Origin of the sequence: Butyrivibrio sp. INlla21 (genome assembly GCF_900116875.1) — a bacterium.
Classification (GTDB): domain Bacteria; phylum Bacillota; class Clostridia; order Lachnospirales; family Lachnospiraceae; genus Butyrivibrio.
The window spans coordinates 1-19,190 of record NZ_FPCC01000041.1 but is presented as its reverse complement, the minus strand read 5'-3'; the positions used below and the strand labels follow the sequence as shown (position 1 = coordinate 19,190).

Here is a 19,190-nt window from a genome sequence, read left to right as displayed (position 1 = left end):
AGTGGCTCTATCACAGAATACGCATGTGCATATGGAAACAGTGGAAACTTCCCAAGACAAAGAAGAGAAATCTTATTAAACTGGGGATACCCGAATACTATGCACATATTACAGCCAACAGCCGTAGAGGCTATTGGTTTGTGTCTGGTATGGGCGCGGTTAACCGTGCCTTATCAAAAGAAAGACTGATAAACAGTGGCTTTTATGATTTAGCCACAGCCTATCAGTCTATGCACGTCAACTATTGAAAGCGCCGTATACCGAACGGTTCGTACGGTGCTGTGAGAGGACGGGAGCTAATCACTCCCTCCTACTCGATTTACTGTCCTCTAATTTTAGACAATTCCCTAAATCCCCCACAGTTATCAACGATATGCAACACAAGTTGCCCATGCTACATATTCAAGGTATAATATAATAGCTAAAAAATTGGCTTGCGTTGCCAAGGTAGAGCGATGAAGTGCTTAAATACGTGAATTATCTGAGTTCACGATTGCTATATTATATAGAATACCTATACATGGAGGAGTGCGGTTTTGATTACTGCATCGATAGTGCTATACAATACAGATATTGGTCAGCTTAAGGCTGTGATTGACAGCTATAGGCCTTCCGCTGAGCGGAGACTGTATCTTATTGATAACAGCGCTGAAAGAAATGAACAATACGAGACAATAGTTTCCAGCGAAAATATTTCTTATATTCATAATGAAAAAAATTGTGGATACGGCGGTGCACATAATATTGGAATAAAGAGTGCGATACTGGAGAAGTCCGATTACCACATAGTACTTAATCCTGATCTTGAGTTTGAACCCAAGATTATAGATGAGCTTGTATCGTACGCGGATGAGAATAAAGATGTGGTATATATGCTTCCTAAGGTTGTGTATCCTAATGGAGAATTACAGTATCTCTGCAAACTCCTTCCGACGCCGGCCGATCTTATCTTCCGAAGATTCCTTCCGGATGTAGGTGTTTTTAAAAAGATGAATGATAGGTACATATTAAAAAATACAGGATATGACCATATCATGAATCCACCATGCTTATCCGGATGCTTTATGTTTATGAGAACCGGTGCGCTTGCGGAGAATCAGATATTCTTTGACGAGCGATTTTTTATGTATTGTGAAGATTTTGATTTGATGCGTAGATTACATAGGGTTGGTAAAACACTTTTTTATCCCCATGTGACAATCATCCACAAGCACGAAAAGGGAAGCTATAAGAATAAGAAGATGCTTTTTATGCATATAATAAGTGCATGTAAGTACTTTAATAAGTATGGATGGTTTATTGACAAGGAACGTTATGTTGTGAATAAAAATATTCTGTCATCAGTAAGGCACATTGATTCATAAGCATAGATAATTCCACATAAACATACAAGAAAAGGAAATGAAATGGAATATACAAAAGATTTAGTTAGCGTCATTATACCGACATATAAGCGCACTGATACAATTATAAGGGCGGTAGATTCCGTAATTAATCAAACATATAACAATATCGAATGTATTGTAGTAAATGATAATGAAGTTGGTGATAAGTATTCGATTGAACTGAATAAGATTTTAGAAGACTACATATGTAACGAAAAAATAGTTTTCTTAAACCAGGAGCATCATAAAAATGGAGCTGCGGCAAGAAACTACGGAATAAGACATGCTAAAGGCGAATATATTGCATTTCTGGATGATGATGACTGGTGGAAATTAGATAAAATTTCTAAACAAGTAGAATTTATAAAAAAACAAGCAGAAGAATGTGCTGTAGTTAGTACACTAGTGGAATTTTATAAAAATAATAAACTTGTACGAAGAACAATACCATATAAAGGTGGCAATGTATACAAAGAGGTTTTGGGAAGAGAAATTGATGTTACTACATGTTCTATTTTGGTAAAACACAGTTGTCTAGATGAAACTGGATATTTTGATGAGAATCTAAGGAGACATCAAGAATTACAGTTATTAACCAATTTAACATTTAAATACACATTAGAATTATTGGATTTGCCTTTGTTGTGCGTTGACGTTGATGATTCCAGCAATCGTGCAAGTGGTTCCGAAGAACTGATAGAGATGAAAAATGCTTTTTTTCAATCTGTCAATCCTGTAATACAGGCTTTGTCTAAAAAAGAGAGAGAGACTATTTTTGCACTCCATAGTATAGATGTGGTCTATTGTGCTGTAAAAGAGAAATTATGGAAATATGTTTTAATATATATATTTAAAATACTTAAGCGACCGAGCTCAATTATAAAAATTGTTGAGAGAATACATAGACGATACATAGAATCAAAAGTGACAGGTGAAGTGCTATGATTGTTTATTTCTTGTTATTAGTGTTTTCGATTGTGACGTTATTTATACATAGTTGTACTAAGAATAAAATATGGGGCATGCTTCCGTTTGTTGGAATGGCCTTTGTTGGTGGGTTTAGATACAATGTTGGAGTAGATTATCCCGCATACGAATGGATTTATGATTATGTTAATGAGAGTCCCGATAATAATGATTATATTGAAGTGGGATTTAGGGTGCTAATGCGCTTTGTTAATGAAAAAGGGGGGACTGTTCAGCTAGTATTTTTGATAGCATCAGTACTTACAGCTTTTTTTTATTATCATTTTATTAAAGATAACAGCGTGAATTTTGAATTATCAACTATGCTATATTTATGTCTCGGACCATTTTATTTTTCATCTTTTAATGGAGTGAGACAAGCATTGGCAATATCAATAGTTTTGTATGCAACTAAGTACTGCGGTAAAGATAACGTTAAGTATATAATTTTGGTGCTTTTTGCAACTACTATTCATACATCGAGTATTTTGATGTTGCTTCTAATGTTTTCAACGAAGCTAAAGGAGAACTACCTTCTATATGCTTTGGGGACTTATATAGTTGGGGCCATAGCAACTAATAGCAATATAGTAAACATGATCTTGAATAGAAGTTCGTCATATTCGAAGTATATTGATCATCCAGGAAACTATTGGGATAAATCATATCTATTGTTTGCAGCTATTATTATATTTGCTTTTTTGTTTAGGCCAATATGGAAACGGTTTGATAAAAAATACATGTGCTTACTTGCAATCGTTCTTGCTTTGATAGCGGTTGGATATGGACATGAACAATATAGTATGTTGATGACCAGGTTTATTATGTGGGGATCTCCAATATTTATTATTCTTATTCCCCAAATGGTATCCATGTTTAAGCAGAAGAAAGAACTAGGTGTGATCATCTGTTTTGTGTCGATATTATATTATTTTAATGTAGCAAGAAATGGCGCAAATATGTATCCTTATATGTTCAACTTTAAATTACTTCAATAAATGAAAGGCTAGTATTCATGCAGAGTGTAGCAATTGTTTTTACATGTTTTAATAGAAAAGAAATCACTAAGAGATGCCTTGAAACTATTGGTTTGGCTATGGAAAAAGTAAGAGATAGGTATTCTTTTAGCATATATGTTTGTGATGATGGTTCCACAGATGGTACTTCTGAGATTTTACGGGAATATAATATAACTGTTTTACATGGTGGAGGATTATATTGGAACAAGGGAATGTATATGGCGATGGAAGAAGCCATTAAGCACAAACACGATTTTTATTTAATGATAAATGATGATGTAGATTTTTATACGGATTCATTGGATATTGCATTCAAATCGTATGAAATGGCCCAAAAACATTGTGCTATCGTGGGAGCCACAAAATCTAAGAAAAATGGAGTTACCACATATGGAGGTCAGTTACTTAGAACCAGAAAATTCATTGATCCAAATGGAAAACTACAGAAATGTGATCTGGCCAATTGGAATTTCTTTTTAATTGATAGAGATATAATTACAAAATTAGGTATCATTGATCCTAATTATGATCATTCATATGGAGATTATGACTATAGTCTTTTGATGAAGAGAAATGGATACAATATTTTTATTGCCACGGGTTATATTGGATATTGTGAAAGAAACACATTAAAAAATACATTTAAAGATAAAGCTTTATCTAGAGAAGAAAGGATTCAACGATTTTTTTCTCCCAAAGGTATGTCGATTAAATCTGGAATTAGGTATTCTTTGAAAAATTTTGATTATTTAGGATTAAGGGGATTACTATTGTTTCTTGGGGCATATTTAAGAAATTTAATTGTTGTTTTAGTGGGATAATAACTGCTTTTTGGAGGCTGAGAAATGAATTTATATGAACAATTGATCAGAAAAGAAGAATCACTTTCCTTGGTTGGCCTTGGATATGTAGGAATGCCAATTGCACATGCCTTTGCTAAGAAGGGCATTAACGTTATTGGGTTTGATTTAAATAAAGAAAAAATAGAATTATATAAATCTGGTATTGATCCTACTAATGAAGTAGGAAATGAAGAGATAAAGAATACTAAAATACATTTCACTGCTGATGAGATAGAGCTCAAAAAAGCAAAATTCCATATTGTTGCTGTACCTACACCTGTAAACAACGATCATACTCCAGATTTGACTCCTGTAATAGGTGCCTCTGAGATTATAGGGAGAAACATGGTAAAGGGAAGCATTGTGGTTTATGAATCCACAGTTTATCCGGGATGCACTGAGGATGTTTGCATTCCAATTCTCGAGAAAGAATCAGGACTTAAGTGTGGTAAAGACTTTAAAGTGGGATATAGTCCAGAGCGTATAAATCCAGGAGATAAGGTTCATCGTCTGGAAAATATTCATAAGATAGTTTCAGGAATTGATCAAGAATCATTAGATATAATAAAAGCGGTATATGATATTGTAATAGAAGTGGGAACTCATGCGGTATCAAATCTTAGAACGGCAGAAGCAATCAAAGTTGTTGAGAACAGTCAACGCGATATTAATATTGCTTTTATGAATGAACTTGCGATGGTATTTGATCGTATGCAGATAGATACCAATGAAGTCGTGGATGGAATGAATACCAAATGGAATGCCCTTGGCTTTAGACCGGGATTGGTTGGGGGACATTGTATAGGCGTTGATCCTTATTACTTTACTTATGAGGCAGAGAAACTAGGATATCACAGTCAAATCATTCTTAACGGCCGAATCGTCAATGATCATATGGGGGCATATATTGCAGATGTTGCACTGAGAAAGATGATCAAAGCAGGACAGGCGCCAAAGAATAGCAAGGTTGTTATTTTGGGATTGACTTTTAAGGAAAATTGCCCGGATACAAGAAATAGTAAAGTTGATGACATAATAAAACAACTAAATCGTTATGGAATAGAGCCAATAGTTGTAGATCCATGGGCTAATGAAAGAGATTCAATGCATGAATATGGTGTTAAATTAACGGAACTCAAAGAAGTAAAAGATGCTGATTGTGTTATTGTAGCTGTTGCGCATGACGAATTCAAAAAAATGAGTATAGATGATCTGAAGAAGTTGTATAGAAATGTCCCCGATGAGGAGAAAGTTATTGTAGATGTTAAAGGACTATATAAAGTTGAGGATTTAAAGAAAAGCGGACTTCAGTGGTGGAGACTTTAATAATTATTAATGATTACTTTAGTGTTGGAGGACTCGCGTGAAAATAATCAGCCTTTTTCGAAGAATTGAATTATGGGAAACAAATCGTAGAATTCATAAAATTGCCAAGACTATAGGAGTTCGCTTCATTAATAACGATCCTAAATCATGTATTAATTGTAATACATCTATAGGGGACGACGTATCGTTTAATGGAATGAGAATAATAGGATCAGGTAATGTTTCTATTGGTAGCCATTTTCATTGTGGAGAGAACTGCTATATTATTTCTGATAACCACAATTATGATGCGGGTAATGAAATTCCATATGACAGGAAGGGATCAATACCCAAAAATATTGTTATAGAGCCAAACGTTTGGATTGGGACCGGTGTTATAGTACTAGGTGATGCTCATATCGGTGAGGGGGCTATAATTCAAGCGGGAAGTGTTGTGGTTGGTGACATTCCAGCTGGAGGTATAGCCGGAGGACATCCTGCAAAAGTTTTTAAATATCGTGATAGAAAACATTATGAGGAATTAAAAGAAAAAAATGCTTACATTCTTAACAAATAAATTAAAGTCGCACTTTATGCAAAATTTTCTTTCTGGAGTAATCTATCAAATATGCATGGCTGTTTGTGGCATAGTTATGCCCAGGCTCATTATAATGCATTATGGATCTGTACTAAATGGATTGATATCCACTGTTACACAATTGATTTCATACATGTCTATAGTTGAGATGGGGTTAGCTAGTGCTTCTTTGGTGGCTTTATATGATCCGATGGCTAAACATGATTACATAAAGGCTAGCCAAATAGTAGCTGCGATAAATAGGTTCTATAATCAAGTAGCGGCACTTTTTTCTTTTGGAACTATAATAGCAGGATTATTACTACCATTTTTTATTAAGGATGATATACCTATTTATACTATTTGGTTAGTGGTTGCATCTGTTGCCGGTATAAATTTGGTTACATATATGTTTCTTGGTAAATATAGGGCAATACTCCAAGCGGATAATAGGTTATATGTGTCTAATTATGCGCGGAGTTTAGGTGTTGTCATACAGATTTTTCTTGGTATTGTAATTATTTATTTAAATTGGAATATAGCATTTATAAAATTTATAGCAGTTTTTACTGCATGTGTAGAGACCGTGATACTTATCGCATATGTTAGAAGAGTGTATCCGCAGCTTAATTATCATGTAGAACCAGCCATAGGGGCAATAAAGCAGCGGAGTGATATCCTAGTGCATCAAATTTCGGGATTAGTTTTAAATAATACGGATATCCTATTGCTTGCAATATTTGGAGGTACACTTTCTTTAGCGAGTATTTATAATGTTTACAATATGATTTTAGGCTTAGTGACACAGGTGATTTCTAGTTTTTTGAGCGCTAGAGCAACGGTTTTTGCAAGATTATATGTATTAGGTGATATTACTCAACTAAAACAAAGGGTTTTTAAATTTGAAGGATGGTATCTAATGGTTGTGTATAGCCTACATACTGCCATGGCAATTTCAATAATGCCCTTTATAAGGCTTTATACATATGGCGTTAAAGATGCGAATTATGATTTACCAATTGTTGGATTGTTTTTTGCGTTATTAGGAATATCGAAAGTTTTAAGATCTTGTTATAGTGAGATAGTAGCTTCAGCAGGTAAATTTAAGGAGACCAAAGGAATAGTTATTACTAGTGCAACTATTAATATTATTCTTTCTTTGATTTTAATATGGGATTTAAAAATTACCGGACTTTTGATTGGATCCATTGTTGCTGAATTATACAGAACAGTGCATTATATTTTCTATTTTCAAAAAAATATATATCGGTCAAATGTTTTAGCATACAGCTTACGTATCATTTTTAATACTATAACGTTTGCGGTTTTGTACATTGCATCACATCAATATAGACTTAGCGCATTTACAAATTATTCAATTGCTTTTGCTAGTATGTTTGCCACAACGATTGCGATTATTTGTATATTTATGATTATAAAATATATAACTGATTTTTTGTTTGATAAAACAGCAAGGCATTGACTATTTAGTAATATATTTGAAAGGAATTATTTGTTATGGGAAGAATTATTGTATCAAATAATGAAAAGTGGAGGGAGTCTTTGAAAGCACTTTTTTCAAAGACTGAACTTGATATATCATATGAAAATGATGTAGCGGTGTGTTATAAAAAGCTTTGCGTTGATAATGAAAACTATGTTTCGTATGGAGACAATTGGATAATATCAAATGGAACATTAATATATTCGGGTAGTATAGGTAAGGAAGCGTTATCTAAGTTATATGATGAATTTGATGGAGATATAAATAAGTGCAGAAGTAAGTGTTTGGGCAGTTATTTTATATGTATAAAAAAGAATAATAAAATATTTTTATTCGTAGATCCCTATGCAACATATTCTATATATTACTACATTGGAGATGACGGCTTTTTGTTTTCCAATATGTATATGCATATTCAGCATTGTGTAAAACAAAAATTTGATCAGGATGCTTTTCTTGAATTGACAACAACTTTTTGTATATTAAGTAATGAGACAATATTTAATAATATATATAGATTGCGTGGAAATGAGTGCGTTGTAGTTGATAAGACCATATGCATTAATGAAGTCGAATCACAAGATGAAAGTTTTTCTTTTACATCTTCTGGAAAAATGTTAGATACACTTATTGCAAGGATAAATGAAATAACCACAGTCCAGAAAAGGCTATTTGGTTCAAAGGCTATCTTTATAACTGGAGGACTAGATTCAAGATTTGTAGCTGCTGCGACATCTTCGGTAGGGATGGATGCAAGCTTTCATTATTTTGGTGGAGATACGAGCCTAGAAAACTACAATCAACCAGATGAAAAAATAGGTAGGGAAATAGCCGATACGATTGGCGGAAAATATACATACCATGATATAAGCCATGATTTCATTTCTGATTATGAAAAAATAAATGAAAATGATTTGGCTTTAAGGGGAGAATATACAAATCTCTATGGTGGTAGCCCTAGGTTGGTTGAAATGTTTAGAAATGACATAGACGCGCCGTGTGATGAATATGGATACTTTGGTGAGTTTTTAAACTCTTGGGAGCAATTGGATGAAGAATATAATAGACCTTTTTCGCTTAAAGATTTTATTAATCGAATCTATATGAATAGGCACAATCATACAGAAGAAAAAAATGATGCTGTAGAAAGAAGAATATACAATGGCTTTTTATATTATATTAAAAGAAACAATATGAATGAAAAAGATTTAAGCAAATCAGATTGTTGTAAATTGTATTCATTCTATAGATTAAGAGCAGATGTGATTATGTGCAACTTTAGTAACGTATTTCGCTATAATTATATACTCTTAGGACAACCGGATATTTTCCCGATAATACGTAATATTCCATACGAGTGGAAAAAAGGTCCACAAATATCATTGATGCTTACAGATAATCTTTATTCAAAGCTTTTAAGTATACCAATCTTTTCGCATGGAAAATGGAGAGTGATTGACGAAAATTATTGTTATACTAAAAATACCATGTTAACAATAAAAGATATGATAAGAGCAATCTTAGTTAAGATTATGGGAACTAAGGGATATGGTGTTTTTTCATATATTCGTCATAAAGCTAGGAAACTTGTGATTGATGATAAAACTAATTCACTCATGAAGGATTGGAAAATAATAGATTATTGTAAAGAAGAATATAAAAGAATTGGCATGATTGATTTGGTATGGAAAGATACCTCAGAATGCCATGCTGCTCTAGTGGCAGAACCGCTAATAATGCTTAAGTTAGTTAGTGATTACTTGATAGATGATCGAGCTAAGGGATGATGGTTCATAAAAAAATAGGATATACTATTAAGTAGTGATCTTCTTATTATGAGTTATATGAAAGGCTATGTATTTTGGCACAATACATAGAGAGAGCTGTGGATATGATTTATCAAAAAGATATAATAAGAGAGTTTCCATACGGTGGAAATTATGAAAAAACATATTTTGTTATTGACAGTCCCATTACAGCATTTATGGTGTCAATTTTATCAAATGAATGTCCGGTCAATCTTATTCTTGAAAGAAAAAGCGGATTGGAAACTGATGATGCTTCAAAACTGCTATTGAATTTTATTAATTCATGCATTTCAGTTAAATCAATGAAACATGTTGAAGTTCCTCCTAGATTTTTTATTAATTCTATTGAGATTAATAAAATATGGAAAATACGAAAATCCACCAGAAAATTATATGATGAATATTCGAATGATGTGGTTTTTGTAGGCGCGCAAACGTCTACATTTATGAGAAGTATTCCTAGGAAATATAACAATATTATTTACCTGTACCATGGATTAACAGATTTATTTCAATGGGAAATATTAAATGAAAGAAAGTGGAGCTTTGTATCTACCTTACAGGAATTTATTATTGGAAAAATTATTGGGATGCCACATAGTACTTGGTGTCATTATTGGGCATACAATGCCTATTCATTATGCAAATTAAACAATGAGCATGAAAGATGGCTTAATGTATATGATTTCAAATCACCAGTTATTGAAAAAGAGTTGCGGGTATTAGGTAAATATAAAGATAATAAAAGAAATATTCTTTTTTTGCCTATATTTACAAGACACTCGGTAGATGGAGTGGATTCTGATACTAGTATATACGATGAAAGGAATTGTAAATTTCTTCTTTCTCATATTGACAAAGATGACAGAGTTTTTATAAAGTATCACCCTTGGCTATATAGAGCAAATGATAATATAAAAGATAGCCTGACACAAAAAATACGCGATATGGGTATTGAGGCTTATGATATAGTGGAACTTATTCCCGAGTCGGTAGGTGGTGCAATTGTTCCTACTGAAGTGATATGCAATTATTTTACATTTAATAAAATAATTACTCAGGACACTTCAACAATGTGGTATTTAACTGATAATCATCAGATTGAAAAGATAATTGATATTCGATATTCTGACGAAGATTATCGGCAAGAGATGTTTTATTGCATTGAGCATATAAAGAAGAAGCACAATGATGATATTCAGTATTATTTCTAATATAAATAAACTATTATAAAAGATAAAGAGAGGTCACGAATATGAGATTTTGTAAAAAATGTGTTATGCCAGATACTAGACCAGGGATTACATTTAATGAAGAGGGAGTTTGTTCTGCTTGCCAATCATATGAAAATCGAAAGGCTATTGATTGGGGAAAAAGATGGAAAGAATTCGAAACTATATGTGATAAGTATAGAGGGATGAATGGAGATGGTCCAGATTGTGCTATAGCAGTATCAGGTGGAAAAGATTCGCATTATCAGGTACATCTAATGAAAAACGTAATGCACATGAATCCGATATTATTTTCTGTTGAGGATAATTTCCCTATGACAGAGGCTGGAATGCATAATATAAAGAATATCTCTGAGGAATTTGGCTGCGAAATTATTAGTATTAAGCCCAATATTAGAGCACAGAAAAAACTTATGAGATATATGTTTGAAAAATATGGAAAGCCCACATGGTATGTTGATCGCTTGATATATACTTATCCTCTTATTATGGCAGCAAAGTTTAATACGCCTCTTCTTGTATATGGGGAGAATGTAAGTTATGAATATGGCGGAGCTGATGCAAAGGAAACGTATTCTGCAAAAGAGCAATTAAGTAACGGAGTGGCAACAGGGATTGACGAAGAGGAATTAATTGAGGGCGCAGGAGTAACAAAGCAGGATTTATATTTGACAAGAGCTCCAAAGCAGGAAGAATTAGATAAGCTCGATCCAATCTATATATCATATTTCCAAGAGTGGAATAGCTTCAAAAATTATGAATTTGCTAGAAAACATGGGTTCCATGATCTTACTCATGAGTGGGATAGAACTCATCACGTCGAGAATTTTGACCAAATAGACAGTAGAGCATACCTCGTTCATTCATGGATGAAATATCCTAAGTTCGGACATGCTTCTGCAACAGATTATGCTGCACGCATGGTTAGATATGGATTGATATCGCGTGAAGAGGCAGTTAATTTGGTTAAAGACCATGATGATAGGCTGGATCCTTTATCTATAAGAGATTTCTGTGAATTTTGTGGCTATACAGAAACGGAATTCTGGAATATTGTTGATAAACTCTATAATACAGAAATATTTGAGAAAAATGCAATTGGAAAATGGGTTTTGAAAGAACCTGTTTGGAATAAATAGTTGAGGTATTTTGGATGGATAGTATTCAAATGTTTTTGGCTAATTGCAATCTTTCAGTATCTCAGGCAATGCGAAAAATAGATAGTAATTCACATGGTATTTTATTTCTTGTGGATGATAACAATCTATTAGTTGGATGCGTGACAGATGGGGACATTAGACGTTATCTTCTGTCTGGAGGAGGAATGTCAGATGTGGTTGCTAGAGCATCAAATCAAAAACCAAAGGTGGCAAGATCTTTAGCCGAAGCCATTAAGCTTTATCACAACCGAGACTATGTTGTAATTCCTATAATTAATAATCAGGGAATAGTAATTGATATGTATATGGGAGAAGGTGTGAAGGATAAGAAATACAGTCCTTTACATCTTCCGGTTGTTATTAATGCAGGAGGAAAAGGAACCAGACTGGATCCTTTTACCAGAGTATTGCCAAAGCCTCTTATACCGGTTGGGGATTTACCGATTATTGAGCTTATTATGCAAGAGTATCAGTCGTATAGCTGTGATGAATTTCATATCATAGTTAATTACAAGCGCGAGTTGATGAAGGCCTACTTTGCTGATAATGAAGCCAACTATAATATAACTTGGTATGACGAGGAAAAGCCGCTTGGAACAGGTGGCGGATTAAGCCTGTTAAGAGGAAAGCTTAAGAGCACATTCTTTTTTGCTAATTGTGATGCATTATTAACCGCCAATTATGAGAGTATGCTTAAATTTCATAAGGATAACGGCAATGTTATCACTATGATATGTGCATATAAGAATATAAATATTCCATACGGAGTTGTCGAAATGGGAGAGAATGGCGTTATTACAGATATGAAAGAAAAACCGCTGATATCCTTTTTGACCAACACAGGAATATATATTGTAGAGCCGGAAGTAATTGATGATATAGGTGATGAAGAGGCTATTGGATTCCCGGATATTATAGAACGTGAGAAGCAAAAAGGGAAAAAAGTTGCCGTATTTCCGGTCAGTGAAAATGATTGGATGGATATGGGACAGTTACCTGAGCTGGAAAAGATGAGAAAAAAATTATTCGGAGAATAAGCCGGAGGAAATCTTTTATGTCCAAGATATTATTAGTCGGAGGCGGCGGACACTGCAAATCTGTTTTAGATAGCTTGCTTTCACTAAACGCATACTCAGAAATAGGAATAATAGATTCAAATGTTGGCGACAGAATAATGGGTATTTCCGTGATAGGCTGTGATGATGATCTGCCTAAGTTGATAGAACAAGGTTGGACGGATGCTTTTGTTACCGTTGGGAGCATCGGAAATACTAAAGTTCGACATAGACTTTATGATATGCTCAAATCCATAGGATTTAACACTCCATCGATTGTCGACCCTACTGCAATAATTGCAAAGGACGTTGTTATTGATGACGGTACATTTATTGGAAAAGGAGCTATTGTAAACGCAGAGACAAGGATCGGATGCTGTTCTATTATTAATTCCGGAGCGATTATCGAGCATGAGTGTGTTATTGGCGCTTTTTGCCATATAAGCACCGGAGCAACATTATGTGGACAAGTTACTATCAGTGATGACACACATATTGGTGCAGGAACGGTTATCCGTCAGTGTATTGAAATCGGAAGTAATTCTTTGGTTGGATGTGGAAGTGTTGTGGTAAATAACATCCCGAGTAATGTTAAAGCATATGGTAACCCATGCAAGGTGGTAATGTGAATGAATGTTTTTATAATAGCTGAGGCGGGGGTCAATCATAATGGTAGTTTTGAAACAGCCTGCAAGATGATTGATGAAGCAAAGAGAGCAGGGGTAGATTGTATAAAGTTTCAAACTTTCAAGTCTGATAATCTCGTTTCAAAGAGTGCAAAAAAAGCTGAATATCAGAAGAAAACAACAGGGGACGGCTCGCAGATTGAAATGCTTAAAAATCTTGAGTTGTCTTTTGATGATTTTATTAGGTTAAAAGAATACTGTGATAAGGTGGGGATTTGTTTTTTATCAACACCATTTGATTTTGATAGCATAGAATTCTTAAAAACAATTGATATGCCTTTTTGGAAGATCCCATCCGGAGAGATAACGAATTATCCGTATCTTGTTGCTCTGGCAAAGACCGGATGGCCTGTGGTAATGTCTACCGGAATGTGTGATATCAAAGAGATAGAGGATGCTATTGAGACACTAAGAGCCAATGGAACAGAAGATATAAAGCTACTTCATTGCAACACCGAATATCCGACGCCTTTCGAAGATGTTAATCTTAGTGCAATGCAGACTATACGTGATTACTTCAAACTAGAGGTGGGTTACTCGGATCATACTAAAGGGATAGAAGTTCCTATAGCGGCTGTTGCACTTGGGGCAACGGTTATTGAGAAACATTTTACTTTAGATAGAAATATGGAGGGACCGGACCATAAAGCCAGCCTTGAACCCGGTGAGCTTGCACAAATGGTATCATCCATAAGAAATATTGAAAAATCAATTGGCACCGGAATTAAGGTTCCATCTGATTCTGAAAAGAAAAACCGTATTGTTGCCAGAAAAAGTATAGTTGCAAAGACTGCTATCGGTGCAGGAGAATTATTTACTGAAGATAATATTACGGTAAAGCGTCCGGGAACGGGCATCAATCCTATGAGATGGAATGAAGTAATAGGTAAAAAGGCAAAAAGAGATTTTGAAGAGGATGAGTTGATAGAAATATGAAGAAGATAGCAATTGTGACTGCCACAAGAGCTGAATATGGATTATTATTGCCGGTTATCCGCGAATTACGCCAATCAGAAGATGATCAATTGAAAATAGAACTTATTGTTACCGGAACGCATTTAAGTGATGTATATGGCCATACTGTTGATGAGATAGAAAAAGACAATGTACGGATTGATCATAGAATACAAATTTCTGTAAAATCAGATTCTGAAGAAGATATATCTTCTAATCAGGCAGAGACGCTGGTTAAATTTACGGCTTTATTCGTTAAAGAGCATTATAGTGCTGTGATCTTATTGGGAGACAGATATGAAACACTTGCAATAGCCATAGCAGCCGGAAACACTTTGACTCCAATCTTCCATTTATGTGGGGGCGATACAACTGAAGGTGCTATTGATGAGTGGATAAGGCATTCTATTACCAAGATGAGCTATCTGCACTTTGTAACAAATGAAGATAGTAGGAGAAGAGTGATTCAACTTGGAGAGGATCCTAGCCGCGTGTTTAATTACGGATCTACGAGCATTGACAATATTCTTAATGCTGCAGATATGGATAAACTTGAAGCCCTTGAAAGTATAGGGTTAGGAGATTGTAAATATGCGCTATGTACTTACCATCCTGTGACAATGGATGGCGGAAGCGTAGATGAGCAAATAGAATCATTTATTGGAGCAATTAAAAGTTTTCCTGACATAGAGTTTATTGTTACTAAATCTAATGCGGACCAAGGCGGAGCAAGGATAAACGAATTATTGGATGAAGTTGAAAAACATATAGACAATTTGCATGTATACACTTCCTTGGGAATTCGAAGATATTTATCATTAATGAAATATGCTGAGTTTGTTTTAGGAAATTCATCAAGCGGAATCATAGAGACTCCTGCATTTCATATTCCTACTGTGAATATAGGGGATAGGCAGAGGGGGCGTCTTCAAACTGATAGTATTATTAATTGCGATGCAGATTCAAATGAGATAATTGGTGCAATAAATGCTGCAGTAACTGATGAGTATAAAAAAACTTGTAAAAAAATAAAAAATCCTTATGGTGATGGTAAAGCTGCCAAAAGAATAGGTCAAAAGATAGTTGAAATAGTTATGGATGGGAGGATAGATCTAAAGAAAAAATTCTATGATCTATAATGAGAATGCGTAATATTGCGATTATTCCAGCACGAAGTGGTTCAAAAGGGCTTCAGGATAAAAATATAAAAGAATTAGCAGGTAAACCATTGATTGCATATACAATAGAAGCCGCTTTAAAGTCTGAATGTTTTGATGAAGTGATGGTTTCTACAGATTCTTCATATTATGCTGATATTGCTAAGAAATATGGTGCGAATGTACCTTTTTTGAGAAGTGATAAAAACTCTACAGATAAGGCAACGTCATGGGATATGGTCGATGAAGTGTTATCTGGTTATAAAGATATGAACAAGGAATATGATACTTTTTGTCTTTTACAACCGACTTCACCGCTTAGGACGGCTGAAGACATTAAGAATGCATACGAATTGTATAAGAATAAAGCCTCATTTGCAGTTGTTTCGGTATGTGAGGCTGAACATTCACCTTTATGGTGTGGACAACTTCCGGAGAATGGGGAGTTTATTGATTTCATAAGCCCTGAAAGCATGAAACGTAGACAAGATGCGGGGAAATTCTATCGCTTAAATGGAGCTATATATATAGTTGATATTACTAGGTTTCAAAATGATAGGTTTTTTTATAAAAAAGGAAGTTTTGCTTATGTAATGGAACAGGATAGAAGTGTGGATATTGATACAGAAATAGATTTTAAACTTGCTCAGATTATGATTGAGAAAGTTTAATAAATATATACTTGGAGAATGGCAATGTTTAATTTAAGTGAATTTATCAATGAATATGTAACTAAGCGACAATACTCGATGTTCAATACAGATATAATGGCTATGAAAGATGATTTATCCAATATGATTCGCGGGAAATCGTTCTTGGTAATCGGTGGAGCAGGTAGTATTGGATCAAGTTTTGTGCGCGCAATTTTGCCTTTTGAACCTTCTGAGCTTGTTATTGTTGATACTAATGAGAATGCCTTGACAGAATTGACAAGATCTCTTAGATCTTCTGCTGCACTTTCTAGTTATGTTCCAAGTATTTATCTCCCATATCCCATGGATTATAGTTCTGTGACATTTAGACGCATGTTTACACATCATAAGAGAAAAAATGGTTTAAATGGTTTTGATATAGTAGCTAATTTCAGTGCGCACAAGCATGTTAGATCTGAAAAAGATATATATAGCGTTGAGGCTCTGCTAAGGAATAACGTAATAAGCGCTAAGGGATTACTTGATATATTGGAACAGTATCCACCTGAGGTTTATTTCTGTGTAAGTACTGATAAAGCAGCTAATCCTGTAAATATCATGGGTGCTAGTAAACGAATTATGGAGGATTTGATTTTTAGCTATTCCGATAAGTTTCCGGTAAAGACAGCTCGTTTTGCAAATGTAGCGTTTTCCAATGGTTCACTTCCTGCGGGATTTATTGACAGAATTAATCAAAGACAACCTTTGTCTGCACCCTCTGATGTGAAGAGATATTTTGTTAGTCCACAAGAATCAGGCCAGATATGTATGTTATCTGCTATGCTTGGGGATAATCGTAATATTTTCTTTCCTAAGTTAGATGAAGCTCAGATGACTACATTTGATAAGATAGCTGAGAATTTGTTGACATCTATGGGCTATGAAATTGATTATTGCTCTTCTGATGAGGAGGCTATAGATAAGGCTAATAGATGGAGTGAGGGGCAGCCATATCCGGTGCATTTTAGTTGTTCTGATACTAGTGGGGAAAAAGCTTTTGAAGAATTCTTTATTGAAGGCGAAGAAGTTGATATGGAGCGTTTTTCTTCTCTGGGTGTAATTACAGATAAGCAAATTCCAAATAAAGATAAAGTAATAGAGCTGATAAAAATACTTGATTCTACTTTTGATTCTGAAGCTTGTACCAAAGCAGATATTGTTTCAATTATAGGTAAATATTTGCCGAATTTTGAGCATATTGAGACTGGGAAAAGTCTTGATGGTAAAATGTAAGTTTGCATAGATATTATGAAGGGCATGGGAAAAATGATTTCGTTAGCAATACCAAATTTAACCGGAAATGAAAAAAAATATCTTGATAATTGTATAGATACTACATTTGTATCATCAGTCGGAGAGTATGTGAATGAATTTGAGAAGATGGTGGCTGATGCAACAGGAAGTATAGGAGCTGTGGCAACAAGCTCCGGAACAACTGGGATTCATTCTGCTTTGACTGCGGTTGGAGTAAAACATGGAGAATTGGTTATTATTCCGACCTTTACATTTATTGCTTCAGCTAATGCGGTTCGACATTGCGGAGCAGATCCATGGCTGATGGATATTAGTAAAGATGATTGGTGCCTAAATCCACAATTGGTTCGTCAAGAGATAGAAAAATGTTGTGAGAAGCATACGGATGGTAAGTTATATCATATAGAGACCGGAAAACGAGTTGCGGCATTAATGCCTGTATACACTTTAGGTAATATTCCGGATATGGATGCATTCAGAAAGATAGCAGATGAATATCAGATACCTCTTGTTGTTGATGCAGCATGTGCAATTGGTGCTACCTTTGGAGAACGAAAATTTGGAGCATTAGCGGATTTAAGTGTATTATCTTTTAACGGTAATAAAACGATTACCTGTGGCGGAGGTGGAGCCGTAGTAGGATGTGATCAAAAGCTTCTGGATCATGTTCGTCACCTTACAACTACGGCACGTGTATGGCCTGACTATGACTTTGATGAAGTTGGTTTTAATTATCGAATGACTAACATACAGGCAGCAGTAGGTGTTGCGCAGATGGAAAGGCTGGAAGATTTTATCGATTCTAAGCGCAGAACGCGTGCATACTATGAAAATAAATTTGGATGTTTGGCGCAGGAGAATAGTATTACATTCTTTCCGACTACAATAGGTTCATCATGTTGGTTTTCAGGAATTGTATTACCGGAAGGGGCAAAACTTGATGATGCAAAGAATATATGTGCCAAATTAAAAGAATCCCAAATAGAGGCACGTTCATTTTGGAAACCGGTACATCTCCAAAAACCATATGAAGGATGCCCGAAAAGTAATGTTTCTATTTCAGAGAGTTTATGGCAGCGGATAATAACATTACCTTGTAGTACTAATATTACTGATGAACAATTGGAAGTAGTTATTAATAGTTTTATAAAAATAATAAAATGAATATATATAGGAGAAATATGAGTAAAGTTGCACTTATAACAGGTATTACAGGTCAGGACGGATCATACCTTGCAGAGTTCCTTTTGGAAAAGGGTTATGACGTTCACGGTATTATAAGAAGATCATCGGTAGATTTCCGCGAGAGGATAGCACATCTTGAGGGTAAGCCTCATTTCCATCTTCATTACGGAGATCTCGGCGATTCAATGAGCATCATCGGTATCGTGTCCAAGGTTCGCCCTGATGAGATATACAACCTTGCTGCACAGTCACACGTTCAGGTATCATTCGATTCACCTGAGTTTACAGCTGACGTTGATGCTACAGGTGTACTTAGAGTTCTTGAAGCCGTTCGTCAGTGCGGTCTTACAGAGACTTGCCGTATCTATCAGGCTTCAACTTCGGAATTATACGGAAAAGTTGAGGAGGT

The 19,190-nt window shown here is 34.8% G+C and carries 18 protein-coding genes and 1 pseudogene; all 19 read left to right on the top strand.

All coding sequences use genetic code 11. The features are described from left to right. A pseudogene (locus tag BM377_RS15130) lies at positions 1-248 on the top strand (group II intron reverse transcriptase/maturase); the annotation flags it as partial. Positions 249-536: 288 nt separating this feature from the next. Next, positions 537-1,364: a glycosyltransferase gene (locus BM377_RS15125; RefSeq protein WP_092250555.1), complete on the top strand. Its 828-nt coding sequence runs from the start codon at positions 537-539 to the stop codon at positions 1,362-1,364. Between the two features lie 42 nt (positions 1,365-1,406). Then, positions 1,407-2,330 (top strand): glycosyltransferase family 2 protein, encoded by a 924-nt coding sequence (locus tag BM377_RS15120; protein WP_092250551.1) that lies wholly within the window; start codon positions 1,407-1,409, stop codon positions 2,328-2,330. Between the two features lie 77 nt (positions 2,331-2,407). Beyond that, the gene (locus BM377_RS15115; protein ID WP_177223921.1) at positions 2,408-3,349 is read left to right on the top strand and encodes an EpsG family protein; all 942 of its coding nucleotides are present in this window, start codon (positions 2,408-2,410) and stop codon (positions 3,347-3,349) included. A 17-nt stretch (positions 3,350-3,366) separates the two neighbouring features. Continuing rightward, the gene (locus BM377_RS15110) at positions 3,367-4,191 is read left to right on the top strand and encodes a glycosyltransferase family 2 protein (RefSeq protein WP_092250545.1); all 825 of its coding nucleotides are present in this window, start codon (positions 3,367-3,369) and stop codon (positions 4,189-4,191) included. Positions 4,192-4,215: 24 nt separating this feature from the next. Beyond that, positions 4,216-5,538: a nucleotide sugar dehydrogenase gene (locus BM377_RS15105; RefSeq protein WP_092250542.1), complete on the top strand. Its 1,323-nt coding sequence runs from the start codon at positions 4,216-4,218 to the stop codon at positions 5,536-5,538. A gap of 37 nt (positions 5,539-5,575) precedes the next feature. Beyond that, on the top strand, positions 5,576-6,094 hold the full coding sequence (locus BM377_RS15100; protein ID WP_242948190.1) for an acyltransferase: 519 nt from the start codon (positions 5,576-5,578) through the stop codon (positions 6,092-6,094). Positions 6,095-6,305: 211 nt separating this feature from the next. Next, positions 6,306-7,577 carry a polysaccharide biosynthesis protein gene (locus tag BM377_RS15095; RefSeq protein WP_143104523.1) on the top strand — a complete coding sequence of 424 codons (1,272 nt, stop codon included), beginning with the start codon at positions 6,306-6,308 and terminating at the stop codon, positions 7,575-7,577. A gap of 35 nt (positions 7,578-7,612) precedes the next feature. After that, on the top strand, positions 7,613-9,385 hold the full coding sequence (locus BM377_RS15090; protein ID WP_143104522.1) for an asparagine synthetase B family protein: 1,773 nt from the start codon (positions 7,613-7,615) through the stop codon (positions 9,383-9,385). A gap of 74 nt (positions 9,386-9,459) precedes the next feature. Beyond that, positions 9,460-10,620, top strand: a complete 1,161-nt coding sequence (locus BM377_RS15085; protein ID WP_143104521.1) for a hypothetical protein — start codon at positions 9,460-9,462, stop codon at positions 10,618-10,620. Positions 10,621-10,661: 41 nt separating this feature from the next. After that, positions 10,662-11,777, top strand: coding sequence for an N-acetyl sugar amidotransferase (locus BM377_RS15080; RefSeq protein ID WP_092250530.1), 1,116 nt, complete (start codon positions 10,662-10,664; stop codon positions 11,775-11,777). Positions 11,778-11,791: 14 nt separating this feature from the next. Beyond that, a complete protein-coding gene (locus BM377_RS15075; protein ID WP_092250527.1) occupies positions 11,792-12,835 on the top strand; it encodes a sugar phosphate nucleotidyltransferase in 1,044 nt (347 codons plus the stop codon). Positions 12,836-12,852: 17 nt separating this feature from the next. Next, the gene (locus tag BM377_RS15070; protein WP_092250524.1) at positions 12,853-13,482 is read left to right on the top strand and encodes an acetyltransferase; all 630 of its coding nucleotides are present in this window, start codon (positions 12,853-12,855) and stop codon (positions 13,480-13,482) included. Continuing rightward, complete coding sequence (gene neuB, locus BM377_RS15065) at positions 13,483-14,475, top strand: N-acetylneuraminate synthase (protein WP_092250521.1); 993 nt, start codon at positions 13,483-13,485, stop codon at positions 14,473-14,475. Next, positions 14,472-15,632: a UDP-N-acetylglucosamine 2-epimerase gene (gene neuC / locus BM377_RS15060; protein ID WP_092250517.1), complete on the top strand. Its 1,161-nt coding sequence runs from the start codon at positions 14,472-14,474 to the stop codon at positions 15,630-15,632. The genes neuB and neuC overlap by 4 nt, the downstream gene beginning before the upstream one ends. Next, a complete protein-coding gene (locus BM377_RS15055) occupies positions 15,632-16,321 on the top strand; it encodes an acylneuraminate cytidylyltransferase family protein (RefSeq protein WP_330393007.1) in 690 nt (229 codons plus the stop codon). The genes neuC and BM377_RS15055 overlap by 1 nt, the downstream gene beginning before the upstream one ends. Before the next feature lie 24 nt (positions 16,322-16,345). Continuing rightward, positions 16,346-17,575 (top strand): polysaccharide biosynthesis protein, encoded by a 1,230-nt coding sequence (locus BM377_RS15050; RefSeq protein WP_092250514.1) that lies wholly within the window; start codon positions 16,346-16,348, stop codon positions 17,573-17,575. A gap of 24 nt (positions 17,576-17,599) precedes the next feature. Further along, complete coding sequence (locus BM377_RS15045) at positions 17,600-18,760, top strand: aminotransferase class I/II-fold pyridoxal phosphate-dependent enzyme (RefSeq protein ID WP_242948189.1); 1,161 nt, start codon at positions 17,600-17,602, stop codon at positions 18,758-18,760. Positions 18,761-18,777: 17 nt separating this feature from the next. Further along, on the top strand, positions 18,778-19,190 hold a 413-nt coding region (locus BM377_RS15040; RefSeq protein ID WP_143104520.1), incomplete at its 3' end, for a GDP-mannose 4,6-dehydratase.

Bases quoted from the DNA above. Each gene is read 5' to 3' on its own strand.
- BM377_RS15105 (WP_092250542.1), top strand. From the start codon at position 4,216: ATGAATTTATATGAACAATTGATCAGAAAAGAAGAATCACTTTCCTTG.
- neuB (WP_092250521.1), top strand. From the start codon at position 13,483: ATGAATGTTTTTATAATAGCTGAGGCGGGGGTCAATCATAATGGTAGT.
- BM377_RS15090 (WP_143104522.1), top strand. From the start codon at position 7,613: ATGGGAAGAATTATTGTATCAAATAATGAAAAGTGGAGGGAGTCTTTG.
- neuC (WP_092250517.1), top strand. From the start codon at position 14,472: ATGAAGAAGATAGCAATTGTGACTGCCACAAGAGCTGAATATGGATTA.
- BM377_RS15045 (WP_242948189.1), top strand. From the start codon at position 17,600: ATGGGAAAAATGATTTCGTTAGCAATACCAAATTTAACCGGAAATGAA.
- BM377_RS15120 (WP_092250551.1), top strand. From the start codon at position 1,407: ATGGAATATACAAAAGATTTAGTTAGCGTCATTATACCGACATATAAG.
- BM377_RS15080 (WP_092250530.1), top strand. From the start codon at position 10,662: ATGAGATTTTGTAAAAAATGTGTTATGCCAGATACTAGACCAGGGATT.
- BM377_RS15070 (WP_092250524.1), top strand. From the start codon at position 12,853: ATGTCCAAGATATTATTAGTCGGAGGCGGCGGACACTGCAAATCTGTT.
- BM377_RS15115 (WP_177223921.1), top strand. From the start codon at position 2,408: ATGCTTCCGTTTGTTGGAATGGCCTTTGTTGGTGGGTTTAGATACAAT.
- BM377_RS15110 (WP_092250545.1), top strand. From the start codon at position 3,367: ATGCAGAGTGTAGCAATTGTTTTTACATGTTTTAATAGAAAAGAAATC.
- BM377_RS15075 (WP_092250527.1), top strand. From the start codon at position 11,792: ATGGATAGTATTCAAATGTTTTTGGCTAATTGCAATCTTTCAGTATCT.
- BM377_RS15055 (WP_330393007.1), top strand. From the start codon at position 15,632: ATGAGAATGCGTAATATTGCGATTATTCCAGCACGAAGTGGTTCAAAA.
- BM377_RS15050 (WP_092250514.1), top strand. From the start codon at position 16,346: ATGTTTAATTTAAGTGAATTTATCAATGAATATGTAACTAAGCGACAA.
- BM377_RS15095 (WP_143104523.1), top strand. From the start codon at position 6,306: ATGGCTAAACATGATTACATAAAGGCTAGCCAAATAGTAGCTGCGATA.